General features: G+C 38.4%; 26 protein-coding genes and 1 riboswitch. All 26 genes read left to right on the top strand.

All coding sequences use genetic code 11. From position 1 onward, the window contains the following. The first annotated feature begins 40 nt into the window (after positions 1-40). The 26 genes from rpsP (at position 41) to GM661_RS10865 (ending at position 25,066) form a co-directional block, all read left to right on the top strand. Positions 41-304, top strand: a complete 264-nt coding sequence (gene rpsP / locus GM661_RS10985) for a 30S ribosomal protein S16 (RefSeq protein ID WP_125990662.1) — start codon at positions 41-43, stop codon at positions 302-304. A gap of 15 nt (positions 305-319) precedes the next feature. Beyond that, entirely contained in the window at positions 320-553 is a 234-nt protein-coding gene (locus GM661_RS10980) for a KH domain-containing protein (protein WP_125990661.1), read from the top strand. A gap of 23 nt (positions 554-576) precedes the next feature. After that, positions 577-1,092: a ribosome maturation factor RimM gene (gene rimM / locus GM661_RS10975; RefSeq protein WP_230866883.1), complete on the top strand. Its 516-nt coding sequence runs from the start codon at positions 577-579 to the stop codon at positions 1,090-1,092. Between the two features lie 16 nt (positions 1,093-1,108). Next, entirely contained in the window at positions 1,109-1,858 is a 750-nt protein-coding gene (gene trmD, locus GM661_RS10970) for a tRNA (guanosine(37)-N1)-methyltransferase TrmD (protein ID WP_230866882.1), read from the top strand. Next, positions 1,855-2,436, top strand: a complete 582-nt coding sequence (locus tag GM661_RS10965; RefSeq protein ID WP_125990658.1) for an RNA methyltransferase — start codon at positions 1,855-1,857, stop codon at positions 2,434-2,436. The genes trmD and GM661_RS10965 overlap by 4 nt, the downstream gene beginning before the upstream one ends. Before the next feature lie 101 nt (positions 2,437-2,537). After that, entirely contained in the window at positions 2,538-2,885 is a 348-nt protein-coding gene (rplS, locus tag GM661_RS10960; RefSeq protein ID WP_125990657.1) for a 50S ribosomal protein L19, read from the top strand. Positions 2,886-2,972: 87 nt separating this feature from the next. After that, a complete protein-coding gene (gene ylqF / locus GM661_RS10955; RefSeq protein WP_330165209.1) occupies positions 2,973-3,830 on the top strand; it encodes a ribosome biogenesis GTPase YlqF in 858 nt (285 codons plus the stop codon). A 2-nt stretch (positions 3,831-3,832) separates the two neighbouring features. Continuing rightward, a complete protein-coding gene (locus GM661_RS10950; RefSeq protein WP_230866881.1) occupies positions 3,833-4,768 on the top strand; it encodes a ribonuclease HII in 936 nt (311 codons plus the stop codon). 80 nt (positions 4,769-4,848) lie between these two features. Continuing rightward, the gene (locus tag GM661_RS10945) at positions 4,849-5,325 is read left to right on the top strand and encodes a QueT transporter family protein (protein WP_125990655.1); all 477 of its coding nucleotides are present in this window, start codon (positions 4,849-4,851) and stop codon (positions 5,323-5,325) included. A 158-nt stretch (positions 5,326-5,483) separates the two neighbouring features. After that, positions 5,484-6,200 (top strand): orotidine-5'-phosphate decarboxylase, encoded by a 717-nt coding sequence (gene pyrF, locus GM661_RS10940; RefSeq protein ID WP_230869792.1) that lies wholly within the window; start codon positions 5,484-5,486, stop codon positions 6,198-6,200. Positions 6,201-6,206: 6 nt separating this feature from the next. Further along, positions 6,207-6,776: an orotate phosphoribosyltransferase gene (pyrE, locus tag GM661_RS10935; protein WP_407929663.1), complete on the top strand. Its 570-nt coding sequence runs from the start codon at positions 6,207-6,209 to the stop codon at positions 6,774-6,776. A 336-nt stretch (positions 6,777-7,112) separates the two neighbouring features. Beyond that, positions 7,113-7,652 carry a hypothetical protein gene (locus tag GM661_RS10930; RefSeq protein ID WP_230866879.1) on the top strand — a complete coding sequence of 180 codons (540 nt, stop codon included), beginning with the start codon at positions 7,113-7,115 and terminating at the stop codon, positions 7,650-7,652. Positions 7,653-7,785: 133 nt separating this feature from the next. Continuing rightward, positions 7,786-8,130: a FlxA-like family protein gene (locus GM661_RS10925; protein WP_230866878.1), complete on the top strand. Its 345-nt coding sequence runs from the start codon at positions 7,786-7,788 to the stop codon at positions 8,128-8,130. Between the two features lie 205 nt (positions 8,131-8,335). Further along, positions 8,336-8,437: riboswitch (purine riboswitch) on the top strand. 187 nt (positions 8,438-8,624) lie between these two features. Then, entirely contained in the window at positions 8,625-9,893 is a 1,269-nt protein-coding gene (gene purD, locus GM661_RS10920; RefSeq protein ID WP_230866877.1) for a phosphoribosylamine--glycine ligase, read from the top strand. Positions 9,894-10,148: 255 nt separating this feature from the next. Further along, positions 10,149-10,280 carry a hypothetical protein gene (locus GM661_RS18965; RefSeq protein ID WP_269059886.1) on the top strand — a complete coding sequence of 44 codons (132 nt, stop codon included), beginning with the start codon at positions 10,149-10,151 and terminating at the stop codon, positions 10,278-10,280. 71 nt (positions 10,281-10,351) lie between these two features. Then, positions 10,352-10,867: a 5-(carboxyamino)imidazole ribonucleotide mutase gene (gene purE, locus GM661_RS10915; protein WP_230866876.1), complete on the top strand. Its 516-nt coding sequence runs from the start codon at positions 10,352-10,354 to the stop codon at positions 10,865-10,867. Between the two features lie 5 nt (positions 10,868-10,872). After that, complete coding sequence (locus GM661_RS10910) at positions 10,873-12,276, top strand: lyase family protein (protein WP_230869791.1); 1,404 nt, start codon at positions 10,873-10,875, stop codon at positions 12,274-12,276. Beyond that, a complete protein-coding gene (purC, locus tag GM661_RS10905) occupies positions 12,276-12,983 on the top strand; it encodes a phosphoribosylaminoimidazolesuccinocarboxamide synthase (RefSeq protein WP_230866875.1) in 708 nt (235 codons plus the stop codon). Before GM661_RS10910 ends, purC begins: the two co-directional genes overlap by 1 nt. Before the next feature lie 62 nt (positions 12,984-13,045). Then, on the top strand, positions 13,046-14,437 hold the full coding sequence (gene purF, locus GM661_RS10900) for an amidophosphoribosyltransferase (RefSeq protein WP_230866874.1): 1,392 nt from the start codon (positions 13,046-13,048) through the stop codon (positions 14,435-14,437). Further along, positions 14,437-15,465: a phosphoribosylformylglycinamidine cyclo-ligase gene (purM, locus tag GM661_RS10895; RefSeq protein WP_230866873.1), complete on the top strand. Its 1,029-nt coding sequence runs from the start codon at positions 14,437-14,439 to the stop codon at positions 15,463-15,465. Before purF ends, purM begins: the two co-directional genes overlap by 1 nt. A 14-nt stretch (positions 15,466-15,479) precedes the next feature. Then, on the top strand, positions 15,480-16,085 hold the full coding sequence (gene purN, locus GM661_RS10890; RefSeq protein WP_230866872.1) for a phosphoribosylglycinamide formyltransferase: 606 nt from the start codon (positions 15,480-15,482) through the stop codon (positions 16,083-16,085). A gap of 9 nt (positions 16,086-16,094) precedes the next feature. Further along, positions 16,095-17,672, top strand: coding sequence for a bifunctional phosphoribosylaminoimidazolecarboxamide formyltransferase/IMP cyclohydrolase (gene purH / locus GM661_RS10885; protein WP_407929591.1), 1,578 nt, complete (start codon positions 16,095-16,097; stop codon positions 17,670-17,672). Between the two features lie 537 nt (positions 17,673-18,209). After that, positions 18,210-18,587 (top strand): YraN family protein, encoded by a 378-nt coding sequence (locus GM661_RS10880; RefSeq protein ID WP_230866871.1) that lies wholly within the window; start codon positions 18,210-18,212, stop codon positions 18,585-18,587. Between the two features lie 398 nt (positions 18,588-18,985). Further along, positions 18,986-20,515 (top strand): YifB family Mg chelatase-like AAA ATPase, encoded by a 1,530-nt coding sequence (locus GM661_RS10875; RefSeq protein WP_230866870.1) that lies wholly within the window; start codon positions 18,986-18,988, stop codon positions 20,513-20,515. Between the two features lie 38 nt (positions 20,516-20,553). After that, a complete protein-coding gene (locus GM661_RS10870) occupies positions 20,554-21,288 on the top strand; it encodes an MBL fold metallo-hydrolase (RefSeq protein ID WP_230866869.1) in 735 nt (244 codons plus the stop codon). Between the two features lie 13 nt (positions 21,289-21,301). Continuing rightward, positions 21,302-25,066, top strand: a complete 3,765-nt coding sequence (locus GM661_RS10865; protein WP_230866868.1) for a phosphoribosylformylglycinamidine synthase — start codon at positions 21,302-21,304, stop codon at positions 25,064-25,066. Positions 25,067-25,160 lie beyond the last annotated feature (94 nt).

Raw genomic sequence — 25,160 nt, 5'->3', positions numbered from 1 at the left:
TTTCTTACCCTAAGATTACAAATTGAAGGGGGGTGAAGTTATGTCTGTTAAGATTCGTTTAAAGAGAATGGGTAGTAAAAGGAATGCCTTTTATCGTTTGGTAGTTGCTGATTCCCGTAAACCTCGTGATGGTAGATTTATTGAAGAACTTGGCTATTATAATCCAACAACTGAACCAGCCACTGTGAAGATTGATGAAGATAGGGCTTTAAAATGGTTAAATGATGGAGCATTACCTTCTGATACTGTTAAGAGTCTATTAAAGAAAGAGGGTATTTACGCAAAATATAATGAGCAGAGATAAAGGGGGATTGTTTAGATGAAAGAATTAGTTGAAACAATTGCCAGATCTATTGTTGACTACCCGGATATGGTTCATATAAATGAGGTAGAGGGTGAAAAATCTGTAATTCTTGAAATATCAGTTGCTGATGATGATATGGGTAAAATTATCGGACGTCAGGGGCGGATAGCACGTGCTATCAGAACTGTAGTTAAGGCAGCAGCAACCAAGGAAGGCAAAAAGGTAATTGTTGATATTCAGGAAAAATAAATTATAATACTTGGAGTATTATTATGGATACTAAAGAATTAGTTAAGATCGGTAGGATTACTAAAAACCAGGGTAATAAAGGTGAAATTAGGGTAATACCTTTAACTGATCATCCAGAAAGGTTTGAGTTGTTGGAGAGTGTTTATCTTGCTAAAGGTAATGATATCTTCCAAAAGAATCTTGAAGGGTTGAGATATCATAAAAACTTTCTTGTCTTAAAACTGGAAGGAATCGATAATATTGGTCAGGCACTGGAACTGAGGGATTACTTTATTAAAATACCTTCTGAAGAGATATTACCCTTAGAGGAAAACGAATACTATATTGATGATTTACTGGGTTATCAGGTTATTACTGATAGCGGGGAAAAATTAGGTGAGATTTTTGATGTAATTACAACAGAGGGGACTGATATTTTTCTTGTCAGAGACAATAATAATGAATATATGATTCCTGCTGCCCGGGAGATAGTCATTGATATAGATATGGATAAGGGAGTAATGGTAATTAAGCCGATATCAGGATTACTTGAGCTTTAGTTTTGAGGTGTAATAAATGTATTTTAATATATTGACCCTATTTCCTGAGATGTTTAACGGTCCATTAAATGAAAGCATGATCGGCCGGGCTCAAGAAAATGACTTGCTGGATATTAATATAATTAATATTCGGGATTATGCCAGTGGTAAACACCAGGTTACTGATGATGCCCCATATGGGGGTGGGGCTGGTATGGTAATGAAGGTTGAGCCAGTTTATAAGGCCTGGGAGGATAAATGTAGAAACGAGAAAGATAGTTCTCCCGTGATTTTAATGAGCCCCCAGGGTAGAAAACTAAACCAGGAAATTGTTAAGGATTTAAGTGCTCAGGAGGGTTTAACTGTTATCTGTGGTCACTATGAGGGCTTCGATGATCGGATCCGCAGCAGTATTGTCACAGATGAGATATCTATCGGTGATTATGTACTAACCGGTGGAGAACTGGCAGCAATGGTTTTAATTGATGCTGTAGCGAGAATGATTCCTGGTGTTTTAGGTGATGAAAATTCTGTTATAAATGATTCCTTTTATAATGGTTTACTGGATTACCCGCATTATACCAGACCAAGGTCTTTTAAAGGAATGGAGGTTCCTGAGGTTTTACTTAGTGGTAATCACGCTGAGATTGATAAGTGGCGTCAGCAAGAGTCTCTTAAGAGGACACTACTGAGAAGACCTGACCTGATGGAAGTGAAGACACTAACAGCTGAGGAAATAGAATTACTGGAAGATATTAAAAAGGATTTGAAGGTGAAAAAAAGATGAGCAGGCTTGAGGCCAGTATATATCTGGGTTTGATCCATTACCCTATATATAATAAAAGGGGTGCTAAAATAACAACTACCATCACCAATATGGATTTGCACGATATTGCCAGGGCAGGTAAGACCTATAGTATTGAGAAATATTATGTGGTGAATCCCTTGAAATCTCAACAATCCCTGGTGAGAAGAATGAAGAAATATTGGGAAAGTGATTATGGTGCTGAATATAATAGCAACCGTCAGGAGGCCTTTAGTATCCTTGATATTGCTGCTTCAATGGAAAATGTGATTGAGGATATTTTTCGTGAAACAGGTAGCCCACCTATTCTGGTGGCAACTGATGCAAACCCCTTTGCTAATTCTGTATCTTACAGCCAGATGAGGGAGATTATTTTTGCTGCTGATAGACCTATTCTTATTATCTTTGGTACAGGTTGGGGTTTGACAGAAAAGACCTTACAGGAATGTGACTATATTTTAGAACCAGTCTATGGTAGAGGGAATTTTAATCACCTCTCTGTTCGTAGTGCAGTCTCTATTATTCTCGATAGACTGCTAGCTGAAGAATGGTGGGTTTAGTAGAAATTGTTTTTCTTTGTATTATGTGGTATAATTGCATTTGTGAAAAATTAATGTTCCTCTATTTGATATGAACATTAATGGAAGGAGGTTGAACTTGTATGAATGATATTATTAAAAGTATTGAACAGGAACAGATGAGAGATGATCTGCCTGAATTCTCTCCTGGTGATACACTAAAAATGATGGTTAAGGTTGTTGAAGGTGGTAAAGAAAGACTACAGCCCTTTGAAGGTGTTGTGATCAAACGCCAGAGTGGTGGTCTTCGTGAGACATTTACAATTCGAAAGGTTTCACATGGGGTTGCTGTTGAAAGGACCTTTCCGCTTCATTCACCAAAGATTGCCAGTATAAAACTTCTCCGCCGCGGTGATGTTAGAAGGGCAAAACTATACTACCTGCGTGAAAGAAAAGGTAAGGCTGCTAGAATTAAAGAAAAGAGAGATTAAGAAATAAGGGTGGGAGGGTTATGCCGAACACCCTTTTTTGAGTTTCTATAATAATTCCTTATAACCTGTGGGTTTTAATGGAAAGGAATGATGGGATTGGTTCAATGGTACCCTGGACACATGGCCAAGGCCAGGAGAATATTAAATAAAGACTTAAAACTGGTTGATCTGGTAGTAGAGGTCCTTGATGCAAGGATACCTGTTAGCAGTCAGAATCCTGATCTTGATGAATTAATAAAAGACAAAAAAAGGATTCTGGCTTTAAATAAATATGACCTGGCTGATTCAGGATTAACCAGGCAGTGGTTAGATTATTTTACAGAAAAATATCAAGCAGTCAGAGTGAATTCTTTGAATGGTGAAGGTATTAATGAATTAATTGGCTTAATTAAAAATTATGCTAATGAAATAAATCAGCGAATAACTAAAAAAGGCCGTAATAAAAGGGAGATAAGAATAATGATTATTGGTATTCCTAATGTAGGTAAATCTGCCCTGATTAATGCCCTTGCTGGTATGGGTATGGCTAAAACAGGTAATAGACCTGGTGTTACCAGGGGAAGACAGTGGATAAAAATAGGTGATGATATCCAATTGTTAGACACACCTGGTATACTATGGCCCAAGTTTGATGATGAGGATATTGGTTATAAACTGGCAATTACTGGTGCAATAAGTGATGATGTCTATGATAAGGAAATGGCGGCCTATAAACTTATTACATATCTTCTGGATATAAATCAGGATATAATTGAACAGAACTATCAGCTTGAATTATCTACAGCCCAGGCCTATGATATATTACCCCTTATTGGCAGAAAGAGGGGTTGTTTAATGAGTGGTGGTAAAGTTGATAGGGCAAGGACGGCCAAGACTCTTATTCATGAATTTCGCAGGGGTAAACTGGGTAGGGTTACCCTTGAAAAGCCTATTATGGGGGATTAAAAATGCAGTGGCATAAACATACTATTAGTGAAATTAAAAGTATTTTAGAAAAGATTGCTCTTACTGATAATATTATTGAGGAACTTGCTCTCGATCCCCGTAAGGGTGTCCAGAAACTGTCTGTCAGATATCGAAAAATGCAGCAGAGGTTAAAAGAAAAAAAAGAGCAGTGGAAACTGCTTAATAAAAAGGAAGAGTCCTTAAGGGAATCTGGTTATAATTTTGTTGCTGGAATTGATGAGGCCGGGAGGGGCCCTTTGGCTGGGCCTGTTGCAGCAGCGGCTGTAATACTTGATCCTGAAAGTAAGATTATCGGCTTAAATGACTCAAAAAAATTATCTGCCAAAGAGAGAGAAGAACTATTTGTAGAGATAAAAGAAAAAGCCTTAGCAGTAAGCATAGGAATTATTGAAAATAATGTAATTGATAAGTTAAATATCCTGCAGGCGACTTTTAAGGCGATGAGGACTGCTATAGACAAGTTGGAAATTAAACCTGATTACCTGCTGGTTGATGGAAACCGCCAGCTCCCTGATATAAAAATAAAGCAGGAGACTGTAATAGATGGTGATAGTAGAGTTAATGCGATTGCAGCAGCTTCAATAATTGCTAAGGTTAGCAGGGATCGGATTATGGATAAATATCATCTTATTTATCCAGCCTATGGTTTTATCAGAAATAAGGGTTATGGTACTGAGGAACATATTGCTGCTTTAAAGGAAAATGGCCCCTTAGAAATACACCGCTTCTCTTTTTCTATTGTAAATGAATATGCCTTCAAACAATTTCAACAGATAATGAAAGAAACAGCTGATATTGAAAAATTACAGAAACTAGGTAACAGGATTAAACAGGAAGGTTTGTTTAATTTGGAACAACTGGCCTATCTCAGGAAACTATACAGGGAGAAATATGAAAGGCTTAATACTGGTACTTAGTAGGTATAAAAAATAATATAAAAAAAAGATAATAGCAGTTCGCAAAATCCTGCTTGATCAAAACTAAGGATGTGTTTATTATGAAAAGAATTGAAACCAAAAAAATTACCAAGATAGCTGTGATAGCAGCACTCTATGCGGTTATTACACTTCTGTTAGCACCTATTTCTTATGGACAGTTACAGGTTAGAATCAGTGAGGCCTTGACCTTATTACCCTTTTATTTGGGGGGATGGTCTGCCATTGCTCTATGGATAGGCTGTATGATTGCTAATTATTTAGGACCAAATGGTTTAGTTGATGTTATTTTTGGTTCATTAATAACTCTGTTAGCTGGATTATTAACTGCCAGGGCCGGAAATAAATATGAAGCCGGAATATATCCTGTTCTCTTAAATGCCTTTGGTATTTCCTTGATACTATACCTGATAGCTGACCTGCCATACTGGATCACAGTCTTATATATTGGTTTGGGACAGTTCATTTCTGTATATATTATTGGTCTGCCTTTAATGGGAGTGCTTAAAAAGAGTTTATCTATCTTTAATAATAATTAATTTAATTGACAAAGCCTGTTCTGATATAATATAATTTAACAAAATTAATAATAAACCTTTAAGATGGTCCGGTGAGGCCAGAAAGGGATTAGTATATATATCTTATGGGATATTTATACCCCTTGCCGGATTGGTGAGGGGTTTTTATTTTGAAAGGAGTGATAGTTTTGCGAGAAAAAATTATTGTTGCTCTGGATACAGCGGAAGAAAGTTCGGTTAAAGAACTGGTTGCCTCCCTTGAAAATAGGGTGGAGGTATTTAAGATTGGACTGGAACAATATCTGGCCAGTCGTGGTAAGGTAGTTGATTATCTAAATTCTAAGGGGAAGAAGGTATTCCTGGACCTTAAATTTCATGACATACCAAATACTATGGCTGCTGCAGCCCGGCAGGCAGTTGGACATGGTGTCTGGATGTTTAATATTCATGTTACAGGATTAGAGGGAATGAAAGCTGTTGTAGAGGCTGCTGAAACTGAAGCCCTAAAACTGGGGGTTAAAAAACCCTTAATAATTGGTGTTACTGTCTTAACCTCTTTAAATAATAATGACCTACAGATGCTGGGAAATAGGTACTCAGCCGGGGAACTTGTCCTTAAAAAGGCTGCTCTAGCTGCCAAAGCAGGTTTTGATGGGGTTGTCTGTTCAGCCAATGAGGCAGGGGAAATTAAGCAAAAGGCTGTCGGTGATTTTTTAACAGTATGTCCGGGTATTAGACCTGACTGGGCTGTAAAGGGGGATCAAAAACGGATTATGACCCCTGCTAATGCAGTAAAGGAAGGGGCAGACTACCTTGTGATTGGCAGGCCGATTACTAAAGCGGATAATCCAGCAGCTGCTGTGGAAAAAATAATCAAGGAGATAGAGGGGGTATAAATTATGTTGTCAAGAGAAGAGATTCTAAAAGATTTGGAGGAGACTGGTGCCTTATTAAAAGGGCATTTTCTGTTATCCTCAGGTCTGCATAGTGGTGGATATGTTCAATGTGCTTCACTCTTAAAATATCCAGCCACTGCTGGTAAATTATGTGAAGAACTGGCTGATAAAGTGGCAGAATATAAGCCTGATATTGTTGTAGGACCAGCACTTGGAGGTGTTATAGTCTCATATGAGCTGGCACGTGCTTTGGGAAAACCGGGTATTTTTACGGAGAGAAAAGAAAAGAAAATGGAATTAAGAAGGAATTTTGAAATTAATCCTGGTGACCGTGTTCTAGTTGTGGAGGATGTTGTTACTACCGGGGGTTCTGTCAAAGAGGTCATTGAAATTGTTAGTGATAGGGGTGGTGAATTAATTGCAGTTGCATCACTTATTGATAGGAGTGGAGGTAAAGCTGACTTCGGTGTACCTTTTGAATCATTGATTTCACTTAATTTAGCTGTCTATCAGCCCGATGAATGCCCACTCTGTAAGGAAGGTAGTAAGGCAGTAAAACCCGGCAGTCGGGAATAAGGCAATATTTTTTATAACTCTGGAAGCACTCTGCTTTTGATAAGTAATAGAGTGCTTCTTTTTTTTATTTAACATGTTTATTTATATTTTTTTGATAAGTATAATTAAAAAATAAGATTATAGAGCATAATAAAGATTTTTAGAATATTACGGGATGAAATCATTAGTAATCAGGAAATATAAGACTTTAGGCTTAGTTATTGACACCTAATAGATTTAAAAAAAACCAAGAAATGTACGATATATAAAAAAGATGGCAATTATTGTACTTGCTAAATCAATGAAGATAAACACAGCTGTAATTGCTATGTTTTCAGTTAGGAAGGGGGTGTTGAAATGAGTCTATTAACTTCAGGGGTTGTTCAAGGTATGGTAGGTGCAAGTTTACATATGAAATCTGCCAATGTTGCTATGGGAATTTATCATCAGGAAAAAGCTAAAGGTGCTAAAGCTAATCAAAGTATTCTGGAAAGTTCCTCAGGTTTAGCCCGTGATTCTATGAATAGTGCTGCAGAATCAAATAAGCAGGCCCAGGAAGCCTTAAGAGAAGCACAGAAAGAAGCCCGGAAACAGGCCCAAGCTGAGCAGGAGGCTGCTATTGAAGAACGTCGTCAGGAAGCAGCTAAGGATAAAAAACAAGAAGAAAAAGAAAAGATTAAGGATGCACAGCAAAATGCTCAAAAAAGTGCTAAAGGTAAAAAAAATCAAGAAACAGATGTAAAAGAAACAAACAAGATAAGCGCATCTAGCCAGGAAGAAATAGATGTGGATTATGATAGTACAGATAAAAAAGATACAGTTATTCAGGGAATTTATACAGCTCAAGGTGAAGTTAAACCAGCATCTGTTGGGCATAAAGTTGTGGTAACAGTATAGTTGCAGTTGTAAAATATTGATGAGCAAAGATGAGTTTATAGGATAATGTACATATAACTTATTAGGAAACGTGACTTTGATTTTAGCTAACAAAAATGTAATAATATCTTATATAGGGGAGGTGGTGTGTCGAATGAGTATTTCTGCATTAAGTTCAAATATTTCTTCTGTTGCAAATTCTACAAGCAATATACCATCTGATTCACAACAAAAAGTACAAATTCTTGAGCAGCAGAAGATGCAACTACAAAATCAGCTAAAACAAACTGAACAAGATAAGTCTTTAGACGAGGAAGCCAGACGCAAAAAAATTGAAGAATTAAAAAGACGTCTTGAAAAGATTAATGAACAAATTCAAAAATTAAAACAAAGTGACAGTAAAGACAGAAATAAGTCTTCCAAAACAGAAAAGGATGATGAAAAAAGGGAGCGTGCCCCATATTCTACAGTAGGATTGTATGTAGATGAGATTATTTGACAGCAAAATCAACAAGAAAAGTAGATGTTTATATTTTAAAAAAACAAGCGGGAAAGTTAATTTTTTCCGCTTGTTTTTTAAGTTTTTTATTATCATTGTATAAAATCATATAACTAAATATCTTTATCAAAAAATTATTTGACTAAGGTGAAAGGATTTGTTATGATTTATATGTAATTTAATTATAACATTGTATTTAACAATAGAATAAAACTAAAAGTTACCTCATATAATCGTGGGAATATGGCCTGCAAGTTTCTACCAGACGGCCGCAAACTGTCTGACTATGAGGGAAGTGTACCTAGGTTTCCGCATATTATATTATTAGCTGATATATAAAATGGCAGGTCCAAGCGGTACAGATATTTTATATCACACCGAAGGGATAAAAGCCCAGGCGGGGAGGTTCTACTCATGATAAAAGTAGATCTTTCCTGCTGGGCGTTTTTGTTTTGCTGGTATAAAATATCAAATAGTATATTGGGGGTATAAATATGAAGGTATTAGTAATAGGCAATGGTGGTAGGGAACATGTCTTGACCTGGAAAATAGCTCAAAGTAATCGGGTTGATGAGATATATGTAGCTCCAGGTAATGCTGGGACAGCACAGATTGCTACTAATCTGGCTATTGACAGTTGTGATATTGATGGATTGGTAGATTTTGCTAGCAAAAAGGAGATTGATTTGACTTTTGTTGGTCCTGAGGCCCCGTTAGTAGCTGGGATAGTAGATAGATTTCAAGATAGGGGGTTAATGATTTTTGGACCTGATAGTAAAGCTGCCCAACTGGAAGGTAGTAAGGTTTTTTCCAAGGATTTCATGGGAAAATACAATATCCCTACTGCTGAATACCGGTCATTTACCAGGCCGGCTGAAGCAGTTAAATATATTCAGGATAAAGGGGTTCCTATTGTTGTTAAGGCAGAAGGTTTAGCAGCAGGTAAGGGTGTTTTTGTGGCCGGGACAGAAGAAGAGGCCATTGAGGCAGTAAATAGTATTATGATTGAGGAGAGGTTTGGACAGGCTGGTGAGAGGATTGTTATTGAAGAATACCTCTCTGGCCAAGAGGCTACAGTGCTTGCTTTTGTTGATGGTGAGACAATTATGCCGATGCTACCCTCCCAGGACCATAAACCAGCCTATGATCATGATCAGGGGCCTAATACTGGGGGGATGGGTGCTTATGCCCCGGCACCAGTAGTAGGTGAATCACTTATGAGTGATATTTATGATAAGATACTTAGGCCAACTATTTCTGGGTTAAGAGAAGAAGGGATAAACTACAAGGGTGTTCTATATTGTGGACTGATGATTGCTGATACTGGGGCTAGGGTGCTGGAATATAATGTCCGTTTTGGTGACCCTGAGGCCCAGATTATTTTACCTTTGTTACAAACAGATATAATAGATATTGCTGAGGCTGTTATTACAGGTAAGCTAGCTGATATTGAATTAAGTTGGTTAGATAAAAAAGCGGTAGCTGTAATAATGGCTTCTGGTGGTTATCCAAATAATTATGAAAAAGGGAAGGTGATTACAGGAATAGAAGAAGCTGATAATCAGGATAATATTATTGTTTTTCAGGCAGGGACAGCAGTTTGCCAGGGTAATATTGTGACAGATGGTGGCAGGGTACTGGCTGTTACTGCTCTGGAGGAAGACTATCAGTCAACAATTGATCTTGCTTATCAGGGTGTATCTTTGATTGATTTTGAAGGGGCTTACTATCGAAATGATATAGCCAGTAAGGCCCTTAAGTAGATTTGTTTCTACTACCAGGAAAACTCTATGTTTTTTCGAGATTGTGGATAACTTTGAAGACCGACAGATATATTTGTTTTCCTTGTCGTGTGCTGCGGTGTCCTACCTCCGCTTACTGTCGAGAAATTATCCTCCGGCGTCCTGCCTACGGATAATTTCTAGAGTCGTACAACAAATATATCTGTCTGGATTATTAAAATTAGTTAACTTTGTGTAAGAAGTATTCTACCTGATTTTGTAGTAGATGAGTTTGCAATGGTTCAAAAATTGAAAGAAGGGGAAATGCCTGGAGTGGCATGTCCTGAATGTCTTACAAAGATGGTTTTTGAATCATCTTATATTAAATACCCCTACCGTAAAACAGAAGGGGATTCTGAGTTGCAGTAGGGTGGCGGAGCCATTTTGTTCAAATTGTAATAGCTGATATTAAAATATATTAAAACAGGGAGTGGTAGATTATGGCCAGGGTTGGGATAGTGATGGGGAGTGATTCGGATTTGCCGGTTATGAAAGAGGCTGCAGAAGTACTGGAAGAGTTTGCAGTTGACTTTGAGATAACTGTTATTTCAGCACACCGCACACCAGTTGCAGCAGAGGAATATGCCAGAACTGCGGAAGAAAGGGGTCTGGAAGTTATAATAGCCGGTGCCGGTAAGGCAGCTCATTTAGCTGGGGTACTGGCTGCATATACCCCCTTACCACTAATTGGTGTTCCTATTAAAACATCTACACTAGGTGGTGCTGATTCACTTTATTCTATGGTACAGATGCCTGGTGGGGTACCAGTAGCAACTGTTGCCCTTAATGGTGCAAAAAATGCCGGATTGCTAGCAATCCAGATACTGGGTACAGCTGATAAAAAGTTAAGAGATAAGTTTAAAGAATATAAGAACAGGATGGCTGAGAAGGTAACAGAGACTGCAGCAGCTTTAGAAAAGCTTGGTTATCAAAAATATCTTGAAGAAAGGGGTTAGTTATGGTGATAAGGCGTAATATCTTTGAGAATATAAGCCCTTTAGACCATCGTTATTCCTTAAGAGAAGAGGAGTATCAGGATTATAAGAAATATTTATCTGAAAAGGCCCGGATAGGCTATCAACTTCAGGTTGAAGCGGCTTTGGTAAAGGTGCTGGCTAAAAGAGAAATATGTCCTGCAGAAGTTGCTGGAGAACTGCTAGAAGTAGTTAAGGATATTACAGTAGAGGAGGTATATCAGGAGGAAAAAAAGACCAGACATGATATACGTGCCCTGGTAAATTGTATACAAAAACGGGTTAGTGATCAGGCCAAACCATATGTCCATTTTACAACAACTTCATTTGATATTGTTGATACAGCTAATTCTTTACGTCTTAAGGAGACAAGTCGGGAATTAATTATTCCCACACTTATCAAGCTGGAAAAGATGTTGATGGATTTAGCAGATAGGGAAAAAGAGACTGTTCAGATCGGCAGGACACATGGGCAGCATGCCGTACCGGTAACATTTGGTTTTACCATTGCTGAATATGTTAGTCGTCTGGGAAATCGAATAGAAGAGATAGGTAAAAAGAGTCAGTTACTAAGAGGAAAGATAGCAGGGGCGGTAGGGGCTTATAATGCAAGCCACCTATTTTTTGATGAACCTGATGAATTTGAGGCAGAGGTATTAGCCGAGCTTGGATTAAAGGCCGGGTCTCATTCTACACAAATTGTAGAACCTGAATATGTGACTGATTTTGTGCATTCTATTGTCTCCTGCTTTGGTGTTTTAGCGAATTTGAGTGATGATATGCGCCATCTACAGCGTAGTGAAATAGCAGAGGTTGGGGAGTATTTTGACAAAGATCAAGTTGGTTCTTCTACCATGCCTCATAAAAGAAATCCTATAAACTATGAGAATGTGAAGAGTCTCTGGAAAGAGTTTATGCCCAGGATGATTACTCTTTATCAGGATCAGATTTCTGAACATCAGCGAGACCTTACAAATTCAGCTTCAGGTCGTTTTATACCTGAAATAGTTGTAGGGTTATTATCAGCTGCTAATAGGTTAATCAGGGTTTTCAGCAAACTAGCAGTTGATTATGATAATATAAAAAAGAATTTTACTCTGAATAAAGAGATGATTGTGGCTGAACCATTATATATATTACTGGCCTCATATGGACACCCTGATGCACATGAAGCAGTACGCCGATTGACACTTGAGGCACAGGAGTCAGGCAAAACACTACGGGAATTGATTCCTGAAAAGGATGAATTAAAGGCTTATTTAGAAAGATTTACTGCAAGGCAACGGGAGATATTGGCTAATCCAGAGGAGTATACAGGTATTGCTGGCAAGAAGACCGAGGCAGTTATTCAAAAATGGCAGAAAAAGCTAAAAATATTAGGAGGGGTATGATGATAAAGAAAGAAATGCTATATGAGGGGAAGGCCAAGCAGATTTATAAAACTAAAGAAGATGATAAATTAATAGTATTATTTAAGGATGATGCAACTGCTTTTAATGGAGAGAAAAAGGGACAGATAAGTGGTAAGGGTATTATGAATAATAAGATTTCAAATATCTTTTTTAAATTGCTGGCCGATAATAATGTCCCCACACACCTTTTAGAAGAGATTAGTGAAACAGAGGTTCTGGTTAGGAAACTGGAAATTATACCGGTAGAGGTTGTAATGAGGAATATTGCTGCCGGAAGTCTTGCCAAGAGGTTAGGACTTGAAGAAGGAACAGTTATGAGCCAACCGGTTCTGGAATTCTATTATAAAGATGATGACCTTGGTGACCCTATGATAAATGAATACCATATTTATGCTCAGAAGATGGCAGATAGAGAAGAAATTGCCCGGATTAAGGAATTATCCTTTAAAATAAATGAACTCTTGATTGATTTTTTAAAGGATAAAGGCATTGAACTGGTTGATTTTAAATTAGAGTTTGGTAAGGGTAGTGATGGCAAGATATATCTTGGTGACGAAATATCACCTGATACCTGTCGTTTCTGGGATAGTGAAACCAGGGAAAAACTTGATAAAGATCGTTTCCGCAGAGATTTAGGGGGAGTTGAAGGGGCATATCAGGAAATATTAAGACGTCTACAGGGGTAAATTAATTACTGAAAATTAAACCTTTATACTCTTGATTCTATGGTGAGGAGATGAAAAAAAGTATGATAGAAAAATTGGGGGAAGAGTGTGGTGTTTTTGGTATTTATGCCCCGGAAAAGAAAGATAGTATTTCTACTATAAGTTATCTTGGTCTGCTTGCCCTGCAGCATAGAGGACAGGAGAGTGCAGGTATCTGTGTTAATGATAGTGGTAACTTAAAAAATCATAAGGCAATGGGTTTAGTATCAAATGTCTTTAATGAAGAAATTTTAAATAAGCTGCAGGGTGAGATGGCAATTGGTCATGTAAGGTATTCTACTTCTGGTTCAAGTATGCTGACAAATGCTCAGCCTTTATTAATAAATTGTAACAAAGGGTACCTGTCATTAGCCCATAATGGTAATCTGATAAATGCTGCAGAATTAAGGCAGAATCTGGAATCCCATGGTTCAATCTTTCATTCCACCCTTGATACAGAGGTAATTGCTCATCTGGTTGCTCGTTCTTTTGAAGATAATCTAATAGATGCCCTGACTCAGACCCTCCATCAACTAAAGGGTGGTTATAGTATTGTCGCTATGACCAGGGATAACCTGGTAGCAGCCAGGGATCCCTTTGGTCTTAGACCATTGGTTCTTGGTAGAATGGAGACAGGTTATGTAATAGCTTCTGAGACCTGTGCTTTTGATATTATTGGGGCTGAATTTATTAGAGAGATAGAACCAGGTGAACTTATTGTCATAGATAGGGATGGTATCAAAAGCCACCATTATAGTAGTAATAAACCATATAGATTTTGCGTCTTTGAATTTATATATTTTGCAAGGCCTGATAGTAATATAGGGGGGCAGAATGTCCACCTGGCCCGCAGAGAGATGGGTAGACAGATGGCCCGTGAAATAAAGGTGGAGGCAGATATAGTTGTTCCAGTACCTGATTCTGGCAAGTCGGCTGCCATGGGTTTTGCAGAGGAATCAGGGATACCATATACCAAAGGAATTTTGCGTAATAGGTATGTGGGAAGGACATTTATTCAACCAACCCAGGAAATAAGGGACTTAAAGGTACGTATTAAGTTAAGCCCCATCAAAGAGGTAATCAAAGGGAAGCGGGTTATCCTGGTTGATGATTCAATAGTAAGAGGGACAACCAGTAGACAGATAATTAATAGGGTTCGTGAGGCTGGTGCTAAAGAGGTTCATATTGCTATTTCTTCCCCACCTGTTATTAACCCCTGTTATTATGGAATAGATATTTCTAACTGTCAGGAACTTATTGCTAGGCAGATGGATCTTGAAGGTATCTGTGAGCATATTGGAGCAGATTCTCTCAACTATCTGAGTATTAAGGGATTATTAAAGTCAATTAAAGCAGTGGATTATGGTTTCTGTACAGCTTGTTTTAGTGGTGAATACCCGGTTGGTAGTGAGTTAGTTAATAAGGGGGTAAAATAATGGGCTTAACATATAAGGATGCAGGTGTAGATATTGCTGCTGGTAATAAGGCTATCAGTAGGATAAAAGAAAAGGTTGAATCAACCTTTGATCATCAGGTTTTAACAGGTTTAGGTGGTTTTGGTGGACTCTATGCCCCTGTATTACAGGGCATGGAAGAGCCGGTGCTGGTCTCAGGGACTGATGGTGTAGGTACTAAGCTGAAAATAGCTTTTATGATGGATAAACATGATACAATTGGAATTGATCTAGTAGCAATGTGTGTTAATGATGTCCTGGCCCAGGGTGCTAGGCCATTATTCTTTCTTGATTACTTGGCAACAGGAAAACTTAATCCAGCTAAGGCAGCAGAAATAGTAAATGGTATTGTAGCAGGGTGTAAACGGGCGGGCTGTTCACTTATTGGTGGAGAAACCGCTGAACTACCTGATTTTTATCAGGATGAAGAATATGATTTAGCAGGTTTTGTAGTAGGACTGGTTGATAAAAAAGAGATCATAAGTGGAGAAGGTATTAAGGCAGGAGATAAGATAATCGGCCTCCCCTCCAGTGGAATACACAGTAATGGTTATTCATTAGTTAGAAAAGTTTTTTTTGATTTAGCCAATTATAATATTGAGCAAGAGATTGAAGGATTAGAGATGAGCCTGGGGGAAGAGTTATTAAAACCAACCAGGATTTATACTGATCCTGTTTTAAAGATGCTGGATAAATTCAGTATTAAGGGTATTGCCCATATTACCGGGGGTGGTTTTCTAGAGAATATCCCCCGCATTTTGCCTCAGGGAACAGGGGTAGTCATTGAAGAGGGAAGCTGGCAGATCCCGGCTGTGTTTAATTTATTACAAACTGTAGGTGATATTGAGCTAAAGGAGATGTATCATACCTTTAACATGGGGATTGGAATGATTCTGGTAGTAGATAAAACTGATTGTGAACAAATTTTAAAATGTGCTGCTGGACTTGGTGAATCAGCCTGTTTAATCGGGGAAGTAGTCCCAGGAGAAAATAGTGTTGAGATTAAATAAAGGGGGAAACCTGGGTGTTAAAAATTGCTGTGCTGGCTTCAGGGAGAGGTAGTAACCTGCAGTCAATTATTAATAGTATTGAAAAAGCTAGTCTGAGTGCTGAGATCAGAATTGTAGTAAGTGATAATAAGGATGCTGGAGCCCTTGATAAGGCCAGAAAACATAATATTGCTGCCCGGTTTATTGAGCCAGCTTCTTATGGGAGTGAAAGTAATTATGAAAAGGCTATTATTAAAGTATTTGAAGAAAAAGGAATTGATTTAGTGGTAATGGCCGGTTTTATGAGAATCCTGGGGAAGGATTTTATAGAATATTACCAGGGACAGATCATGAATATCCATCCATCTTTATTACCATCATTTCCTGGTTTGCATGCCCAACGCCAGGCACTTGAATATGGTGTTAAATACACTGGTTGTACGGTCCATTTTGCGGATCAGGGAATGGATACAGGCCCGATTATTCTTCAGGCGGTTGTATCGATCAAAGATAATGACACTGAAGAATCCCTGGCTAACAGGATACTCGAAAAAGAGCATGTGATATATCCAGAGGCAATCAGGCTTTATAGTGAAAACAAACTCCAGGTAAAAGGTAGAAAGGTTATTATTAAGGAATAGAAAGGGTGAATGATTATGCAAGTAAAACGTGCTTTGCTGAGTGTTTCCAATAAAGAGGGAATTGTTGAATTTGCCAGGGGATTAAATGAATTGGGAATTGAATTAATATCTACGGGTGGTACTGCTGCAAAATTAACAGAAGCTAGTCTGCCTGTAATCAGAATAAGTGAGATAACAGATTTTCCCGAAATGATGGATGGGAGGGTTAAGACCCTGCATCCGGCTGTGCATGGTGGAATACTGGCAGTCAGGGACAATAAACAGCATATGATAGAACTGGCTGAACAGGGGATTACCCCTATTGACCTTATTGTCTGTAATCTCTATCCCTTTGCTGAGACAATTGCCAGAGAGGGTGTCAGCCTGGAAGAAGCGATTGAAAATATTGATATTGGTGGCCCAACAATGATCAGGTCTGCTGCCAAAAATAATAATGATGTCGTTGTTGTTGTTAACCCGGAAAATTATCATAAAGTGCTTAAGGAATTAAAAGATAATAATGGCTCTGTGAGTAAAGAGACCAAACTTGAGTTAGCCTATCAGGCCTTTCAGCATACAGCAGAATATGACCATTTGATTCAGGATTACCTGGCTGATGTTATTGAGGGAGGTAATGATAACCATCTACCTGAGGTGATTATGGATAGGTATCAGAAGAAATCGAACCTGCGTTATGGTGAAAATCCACATCAAAAAGCTGCTTTTTATCAGGAAAAGTCATTTGCAGAGCCTTCTATTACAACAGCTAAACAACTCCATGGTAAAGAGTTGTCCTTTAATAATATAAATGATACAAATGGTGCCCTGGAATTGGTTAAAGAGTTTGAGGACAGGCCAGCAGCAGCTGTGATTAAACATGCCAATCCCTGTGGAATGGCTGTAGCAGATAATATTGTAGAGGCATATAAAAATGCCCATGCCGGTGATCCTTTATCTGCTTATGGAAGTATAGTTGCTTTAAATAGAGAGGTGTCTGAAGAACTAGCCCATGAAATAGCCGGGAAAGATAAGTTTGTCGAGGTGGTTATTGCCCCTGGATATAGTAATCAGGCCCTGGATGTTTTAATGAACAGGTGGAAAAATGTCCGCATACTTGAAGTAGGTGATTTATATATTAACAGGGAAAAACCAGGGTATGATATGAAAAAAGTGACAGGTGGTCTGCTTGTTCAAGATAGAGATATCTATCAAGTTAAACGGGATGACCTGGAGATTGTTACTGATACTAAACCCACAGAAGAGCAGTTAGCAGACTTATTATTTGCCTGGAAGGTAGTAAAACATGTCAAATCTAATGCCATAGTAATGGCCAGGAATGGTATGATTGTAGGTGTGGGAGCTGGTCAGATGAGCCGTGTTGATTCCATGATAATTGCTGGTCGTAAAGCAGAGGGCAGACAGGAAGGTGGTGTAGTGGCCTCAGATGCCTTTTTCCCTTTTCCAGATGCGATAGAAGAGGCGGCTGCTAAAGGTATTAAGGCAATTATACAACCTGGGGGTTCAATCAGGGATGAAAAGGTAATAGAGGCAGCTAATGAATATAATATTGCTATGGTCTTTACTGGTATCAGACACTTTAGACATTAGTTTTTTGATTTAAATATAATCTCCATTAAATTGAAGGAATTTAATTGGATACCTCGAATAAATAGAACAGATGGTAATAATTAACTTTGCTGGTATCTTTATAGATGAAGTTAGAAATTATTTTTTAACGTTTACCAGGAAATTGTGATTTTGAAATTGTGGATAACTTTGAAGGCTGACAGATATATTTGTTTTCCTTGTCGTGTACCGCAGGCACTCCGCATCTAAGCAGAGCGTACGAGAAAATTAAGGTTGCACTGCGGTGTCCTACCTTCGCTTAATGTCGAGAAATTCTCCTCCGGCTCATTGACTCTTCTTTTTATTACGCATGGTCGAGTCAGTATCAGGCCGTCGAGGCCAAGCTCCTGCCTACGGATAATTTCTAGAGTCGTACAATAAATATATCTGTCTAGATTATTAAAACTAGTTAACTTTGTGTAAAAAATATTCCTAAGTAAAAATTAATAATTATTGATTAAGTCTGGGTAGCGAAGCCAGTTTATTCTTTAAAGTTGTTCATTAACGGGGTGTTCTTTTATGGAAAATAATAGGTTTCTTCAAGCTATGAGCAGGAAAGAGCTCGGTGATTGGGGGGAAAAACAGGCCTCTAAATATTTGAGAAATAGTGGTTATCAGATACTTGAACAGAATTATTCCTGTAAACTTGGTGAGATTGATTTGATTATTTGCCAGAATGACATATTGATATTTGTGGAGGTTAAGACTAGACGCAATATTAATTATGGACCACCCCAGGCAGCTGTTGACTATCGAAAACAGGATAAAATCAAAAAAGTTGCTCTATATTATTTATCAATTAACAGGGGATTGGATATGGAGCTCAGATTTGATGTTATAAGTATTATGCTGAAAAAGGGGCAGGTAGAGATTGAACATTTTGAGAATGCTTTTTAATGGCTAAATCATTTTGTTTAGGTATACCAGGAAACTATGCGATTTAGAAATTGTAGATAACTTTAAAGACCGACAAATATATTTGTTTCCCTTGTCGTGTACCGCAGGCACTCCGCATCTAAGCAGAGCGTACAAGAAAATTAAGGTTGCGCTACAGCGTCCTGCTTACGCTTACTGTCGAGAAATTTTCTTTCGGCGTCCATGCCTCAAGACAATTTCTAGAGTCGTCCAACAAATATATTTGTCTGGTTAATAATTTATTGATTAACTATGTAATAAATAGTTTGAGTTAAGAAAGCTGATGTACTTGATTAACTCTGGGTGGCGAAGCCAATTTGTTTTTTTGTGACTATATGATTTAGCTGAATCACCTATGTGAAAAATAAGGGGTGGAGACTATGTATGCCGGGGTTAAGAGTGCGACTATTATGGGGGTTGATGGATTTATTGTTCAGGTTGAGGTTGACCTGGCAAGAGGGCTACCTGCTTTTGATATTGTTGGACTGCCTGATACTGCTGTCCGTGAATCACGTGAAAGGGTCAGGGCAGCTGTCAAAAATTCAGGTTATCGTTTCCCAGGTAGTCGTATTACTATTAATCTGGCCCCTGGTGATCTTAAAAAGGCTGGTTCGCATTATGACCTGGCCATAGCGGTTGGTATTTTAGCGGCTGAAGGAATTATTAGTACTCAAAGGATAGGTGATTATTTAATTACAGGTGAATTGTCTTTGACTGGTGAAGTAAGAAAGGTTAAAGGTGTTTTACCAATGGCCCTGCAGGCCCGCGGGGAAGGCTTAAAGGGTTTAATAATTCCTGAGGAAAATCAGAGTGAAGGATTGATTGTAGAGGGTCTAGAGATTATATCAGCAGCTCACCTCAATGATGTTATTGATTATTTTAATGAAGGGATTGTTAAGGAAGTAGTTATAAGTAATTTAATAAGAAACAGTAAGAATAAGGAATATAGAGAAGATTTTTCTGATGTGAAAGGACAGCAGGAGGCCAAACGGGCCCTGGAGATTGCTGCAGCTGGGCGGCATAATATTATCATGGTCGGCCCCCCTGGTTCAGGGAAAACTATGTTGGCTCGGAGATTGAGGACTATCATACCGCCTTTAACTGAAGAGGAATCACTTGAATTAACTAAAATATATAGCATTATGGGGTTAATTGGCAGTAGTGATGGTTTAATAAAGGAACGTCCTTTCCGTGCACCCCATCACAGCATTTCCTATGTCGGTTTAATTGGTGGTGGGAGGGTTCCAGAGCCTGGTGAAGTAAGCCTGGCCCATAATGGGACATTATTTCTTGATGAATTACCAGAATATCAACGTTCTGTTCTGGAGATGCTGCGCCAACCCCTTGAAGAAGGTAAAGTTTCTATTGTCAGAGCACTGGCTAAAGCGATTTTCCCAGCCAATATTATGTTAGTAGCTGCTATGAATCCTTGCCCCTGTGGTTATTATGGTGATGAAAACCACCAGTGTAATTGTACTGTCAAAGATATTAGACGTTACAGGGGTAAGATATCTGGCCCTCTACTGGATAGAATTGATATTCATATTGAGGTACCAGCACTTAGTCCCAATGAACTGCTTACAGGCAGAGGTGCTACTGAACATTCCGGTCAAATTCGTCAGCGTGTTTTACAGGCCAGGGATTTTCAGTGTCAAAGATATAAGGATGAACCGTATCTGTATAACTCTAAACTTGATTCCAAAGGGATACAGAAATACTGCTTGTTAAATAAAGAAGGCCAACAATTAATTAAAGAAGCAATCAGGAGATTGAGCTTGAGTGCCAGGGCATATGATCGTATATTACGATTGGCCAGAACTATTGCTGATCTGGAAAAAAGTGAGGAGATAAAGGTTGACCATCTGGCTGAGGCAGTACAATACAGGACACTTGACCGGAAGTTAATATAGTTGTAGTTTAATAATCATACTGAGGGAGGTAGTGATAGATGAAAGCGTTAATATATCATCTTTATCATAGTGGGGTGTTTTTAGAAATTGATGATATAGTCCTGATATTTGATTATTATCATGATATTTCTGTACCCGGGAGAGAGGGATTAGAAGCTGGTGTTGTTGATACAACTTATTTAAAAGGAAAAAGGGTTTATGTTTTTGTTACCCACCGGCATAGTGACCATTATAATCCTCTTATTTTTGACTGGCAGAAAAGAGTTAAGGATATAAAATATATCCTCAGTAATGATATAAAAATAAAAAGCAGGGGTCATAATATGATCTTTATGGAAAAATATCAGGAGAGAATAATTGACGATATTAAAGTCAGGACCTATGGGACTACAGATCAGGGTTTATCATACTTTCTTGAGGTAAAAGATTTAAATATTTATCATGCTGGAGATTTAAATTGGTGGAAATGGCCAGATTTTTCAATAGAAAAACAGCTGCAGGAGGAAAGGGACTTTAAAAATGAAGTAGCCAGGATCATGGATGAAGTAATTGATATAGCCTTTATACCTGTTGATCCCCGTCTGGGGGAAAATTACTACCTGGCTGGTAAATATTTTGCTCAATCACTGGAACCTGAACTACTCGTGCCGATTCATTTTGGGGATAATTATCAAATTACAGATAAATTTGCTGCTATTATGGCTGATACTGCTGTTGATTCAGCTGTCTTAGCTGGTAGGGGTAGTAAAATAGTTTTTACTAAAGAAAACTAGGAGAGGTGGGTTTATGAATAAGGGTGTATTCAGGATATTTGTAGAAAAAAAACCAGGGTTTGATACAGAGAGTCAGTTTCTAAACAAAGAAATTAAGGAATTTCTGGGAATTAAGGGTTTAACAGCTATCAGGGTTATTCACCGCTATGATATTGAGGGGATTTCTGATGATATATATAATAGGTCACGGGAAACTATATTTGCTGAACCACCGGTTGACCTGATTTATGATGGAGACTTTGAAATTACAGAGGATGCTAGGTTTATTGCTGTAGAATATCTGCCTGGGCAATATGACCAGAGGGCAGATTCAGCTGCCCAGTGTATTCAAATATTAACCCATGGGGAAAAACCTGAAGTAAGGTGTGCGAAGATAATTCTTATCTCAGGTGAGATTACAGATAAAGAATTTCAGAAAATAAAGGATTATTGTATTAACCCACTGGAAAGCCGTGAGGCATCACTGGCCAAACCTAAGACATTAAAGATGGAGCTAGAGTATCCAACTGAAGTAAAAGAAATAGATGATTTTATTAAGATGAATAAAGATGAATTACTCTCTTTACACCAGGAATTAGAACTGGCTATGTCAGATGCTGATCTGCTTTTTACCCAGAATTATTTTAAGAAGGAACGGCGCAATCCAGCTCTGACAGAGATTAGGGTTCTGGATACCTATTGGTCTGATCACTGCCGTCATACTACTTTTTTAACAGAGATAACTGATATAGAGTTTAGGGATGGACCATATACTCCAGCCATTAAGAAGGCTTATCAACAGTACCTTGATAGGAGAAAAAGACTTTATGGTGACCAGGAAAAACCGATATGTTTAATGGATATTGCTACTATTGGTATGAAAGAAATGAGTGAGCGTGGTCTCTTAGATGATCTTGACAAATCAGAGGAGATAAATGCCTGTAGTATTAAAATTAAGGTTGATATTGACGGTCAAAAAGAAGATTGGCTGTTGATGTTTAAGAATGAGACTCATAATCATCCTACAGAAATTGAACCATTTGGTGGGGCAGCAACATGCTTAGGGGGGGCAATACGGGACCCTTTATCAGGCAGGTCTTATGTTTATCAGGCTATGCGGGTTACAGGTAGTGCTGACCCCAGGCAGAATATTTCAGCCACAATGGAGGGCAAGCTGCCACAAAGGAAGATAAGCACTGGTGCTGCTGAGGGGTATAGTTCATATGGTAATCAGATCGGCCTAGCGACAGGACATGTTGCAGAATTATATCATGAAAATTTTATTGCTAAAAGAATGGAGATTGGTGCTGTTCTGGGGGCAGCCCCGGCAGAAAATGTCATCAGAGAAAGACCGCAAAAGGGAGATATTATTATTCTTTTAGGTGGTAGAACTGGACGTGATGGTTGTGGTGGTGCTACTGGTTCTTCTAAAGAGCATACTGAAGAATCTCTGCATTCCTGCGGTGCTGAGGTTCAAAAGGGCAATCCTATTACTGAAAGAAAGATACAGCGGCTTTTCAGGAACCCAGACTTTAGTAAATTAATTAAACGCTGCAATGATTTTGGAGCTGGCGGAGTATCAGTAGCCATAGGCGAACTAGCTGACAGCCTGGATATTGATCTGGATGCTGTACCCAAAAAATATGAGGGTCTTGATGGAACTGAACTGGCTATATCTGAATCACAGGAACGTATGGCAGTAGTCATTGCTCAAGGTGATCTGGCTGAGCTTATTAATATTGCTGAGGAAGAGAACCTGGAGGCAACACCTGTGGCGGTTGTGACAGACACAGGTAGGTTGAGGATGACCTGGCAAGACAAGACAATAGTAGATATTAGTCGTGATTTTTTAAATACCCATGGTGCTGCACAACAGAGTAGTGTTACAGTAATATCAGCAGATACTGATGATAATTACCTGACAGCTTCCCCGGTGGAATTAACTGATTATCAAGATATTCAAACTGCCTGGTTTGATAATCTGCAGGATTTAAATGTTTGTAGTCAGAAAGGCCTGGTAGAGAGATTTGATAGTACGATTGGTGCTGCCAGTATTCTGCTTCCTTTTGGAGGGAAATACCAGATGACTCCTGTTGATGGGATGGCAGCCAAGATACCAGTTCTTAAAGGCGAAACCAATACTGCTACAGTAATGACTTTTGGATATAATCCAAAACTTGCCAGTTGGAGTCCTTTTCATGGGGCAGTTTATGCTGTAGTTCAGGCTGTTGCCCGGGCAGTGGCTTTAGGTACAGATTATAAAAATATCAGGTTAACCTTTCAGGAGTATTTTGAAAAATTAGGGCAGGATAGGACGAGATGGGGTAAGCCTTTCAGTGCTCTATTGGGGGCTTATCTTGTACAATCATCTTTAGGGATTCCTGCTATAGGTGGTAAAGATAGTATGTCAGGAACTTTTAAAGATATAGATGTTCCCCCGACATTGCTTGCTTTTGCTGTAAATGTAAGTGATGTTAAGCATATTATTTCTCCAGAATTTAAAAGCAAAGATAGTAAGGTAGTGTGGGTTAGAATAAAAAAGGATAAGGACAGCCTCCCTGTTTTTGAAGACCTGAAAGAAAAATATGCTGTTATACACAATTTAATAAAGGAAGGCAAGGTCAGAGCAGCTAAGGCTGTTGATGAAGGTGGTGTTGCAGCAGCTGTCAGTAAGATGACCTTTGGTAATCAGATAGGTTTTGATTTTAAGGAGAATATTAATATTAAAGACCTGTTTTTACCAGAATTCGGTTCCCTGGTTTTGGAATTATCCCCACAGGCTGATTTGAGTAATTTAAGTGAATATATATTACTGGGTTCTACTAGCAGCGACTCTTATATCAGGGTTGAAGATGAAGAACTAGATATAATTGAGGCGCAAAACAAATGGCAAGAACCATTAGAAGGGATTTTCCCTACTAGAACTAAGGGGCTAAAAGAAACCCCACCATTAAAAATTAACAGGATAAAGGAAATTAAAAAATCATCAGTTAAGATTACTAAACCAGGGGTGTTTATACCTGTATTCCCTGGGACTAATTGTGAATATGATACTATCCGAAAATTTGAAGAGGCAGGTGCTCGGGTTGAATCTTTTGTCTTTAAAAACCTGACTCCTAAAATGATAGATGAATCTATTGAAAAAATGGTTGAGATGATTGATGAATCTCAAATTTTAATGATTTCAGGCGGTTTTAGTGCTGGAGATGAACCTGAGGGTTCAGGTAAATTTATAGCAAATGTTTTCAGAAATCCCCTGATTAGTGAATCACTTATGAGATTACTAAACGAAAGAGATGGTCTTATTCTAGGTATTTGTAATGGGTTTCAGGCCTTAATTAAGCTCGGCCTTCTGCCTTATGGTGAAATTTGTGATATTAATAGTAATTCACCTACTTTAAGTTACAATACAATAGGAAGGCATGTCTCATCTATGGTGAGAACCAGGGTAGTATCAAATGTGTCCCCCTGGTTGGCCAGGGTTCAAGCAGGGGCTGAGCATATTATACCAGTCTCACACGGTGAGGGTAGATTTATTGCCAGTGATGAGCTTTTAAAAGACCTTCTTAATAATGGGCAGATTGCTACCCAGTATGTCGATTTTAAAGGCAAGCCAACCCAGGATAATAGGTTTAATCCTAATGGTTCATGCTGGTCTGTTGAAGGTATTACCAGTCCAGATGGCAGGATTTTTGGGAAAATGGGGCATTCAGAAAGAATAACTTCAAATACTGCTAAAAATATACCGGGAGAGAAAGACCAGCAGTTATTTAGGGCTGGTGTAGAATATTTTATGTAATTTTTTAAGAAATAGAAGCCCTTTAAAATCAGGGGCTTCTATTTTGTATCAGTCTATAATTATTATATTATTATTAGGAAATATAATTTCTTGT

The organism is Iocasia fonsfrigidae (assembly GCF_017751145.1).
GTDB classification, from domain to species: domain Bacteria; phylum Bacillota; class Halanaerobiia; order Halanaerobiales; family DTU029; genus Iocasia; species Iocasia fonsfrigidae.
This window is presented reverse-complemented; position numbering and strand designations above follow the sequence as displayed.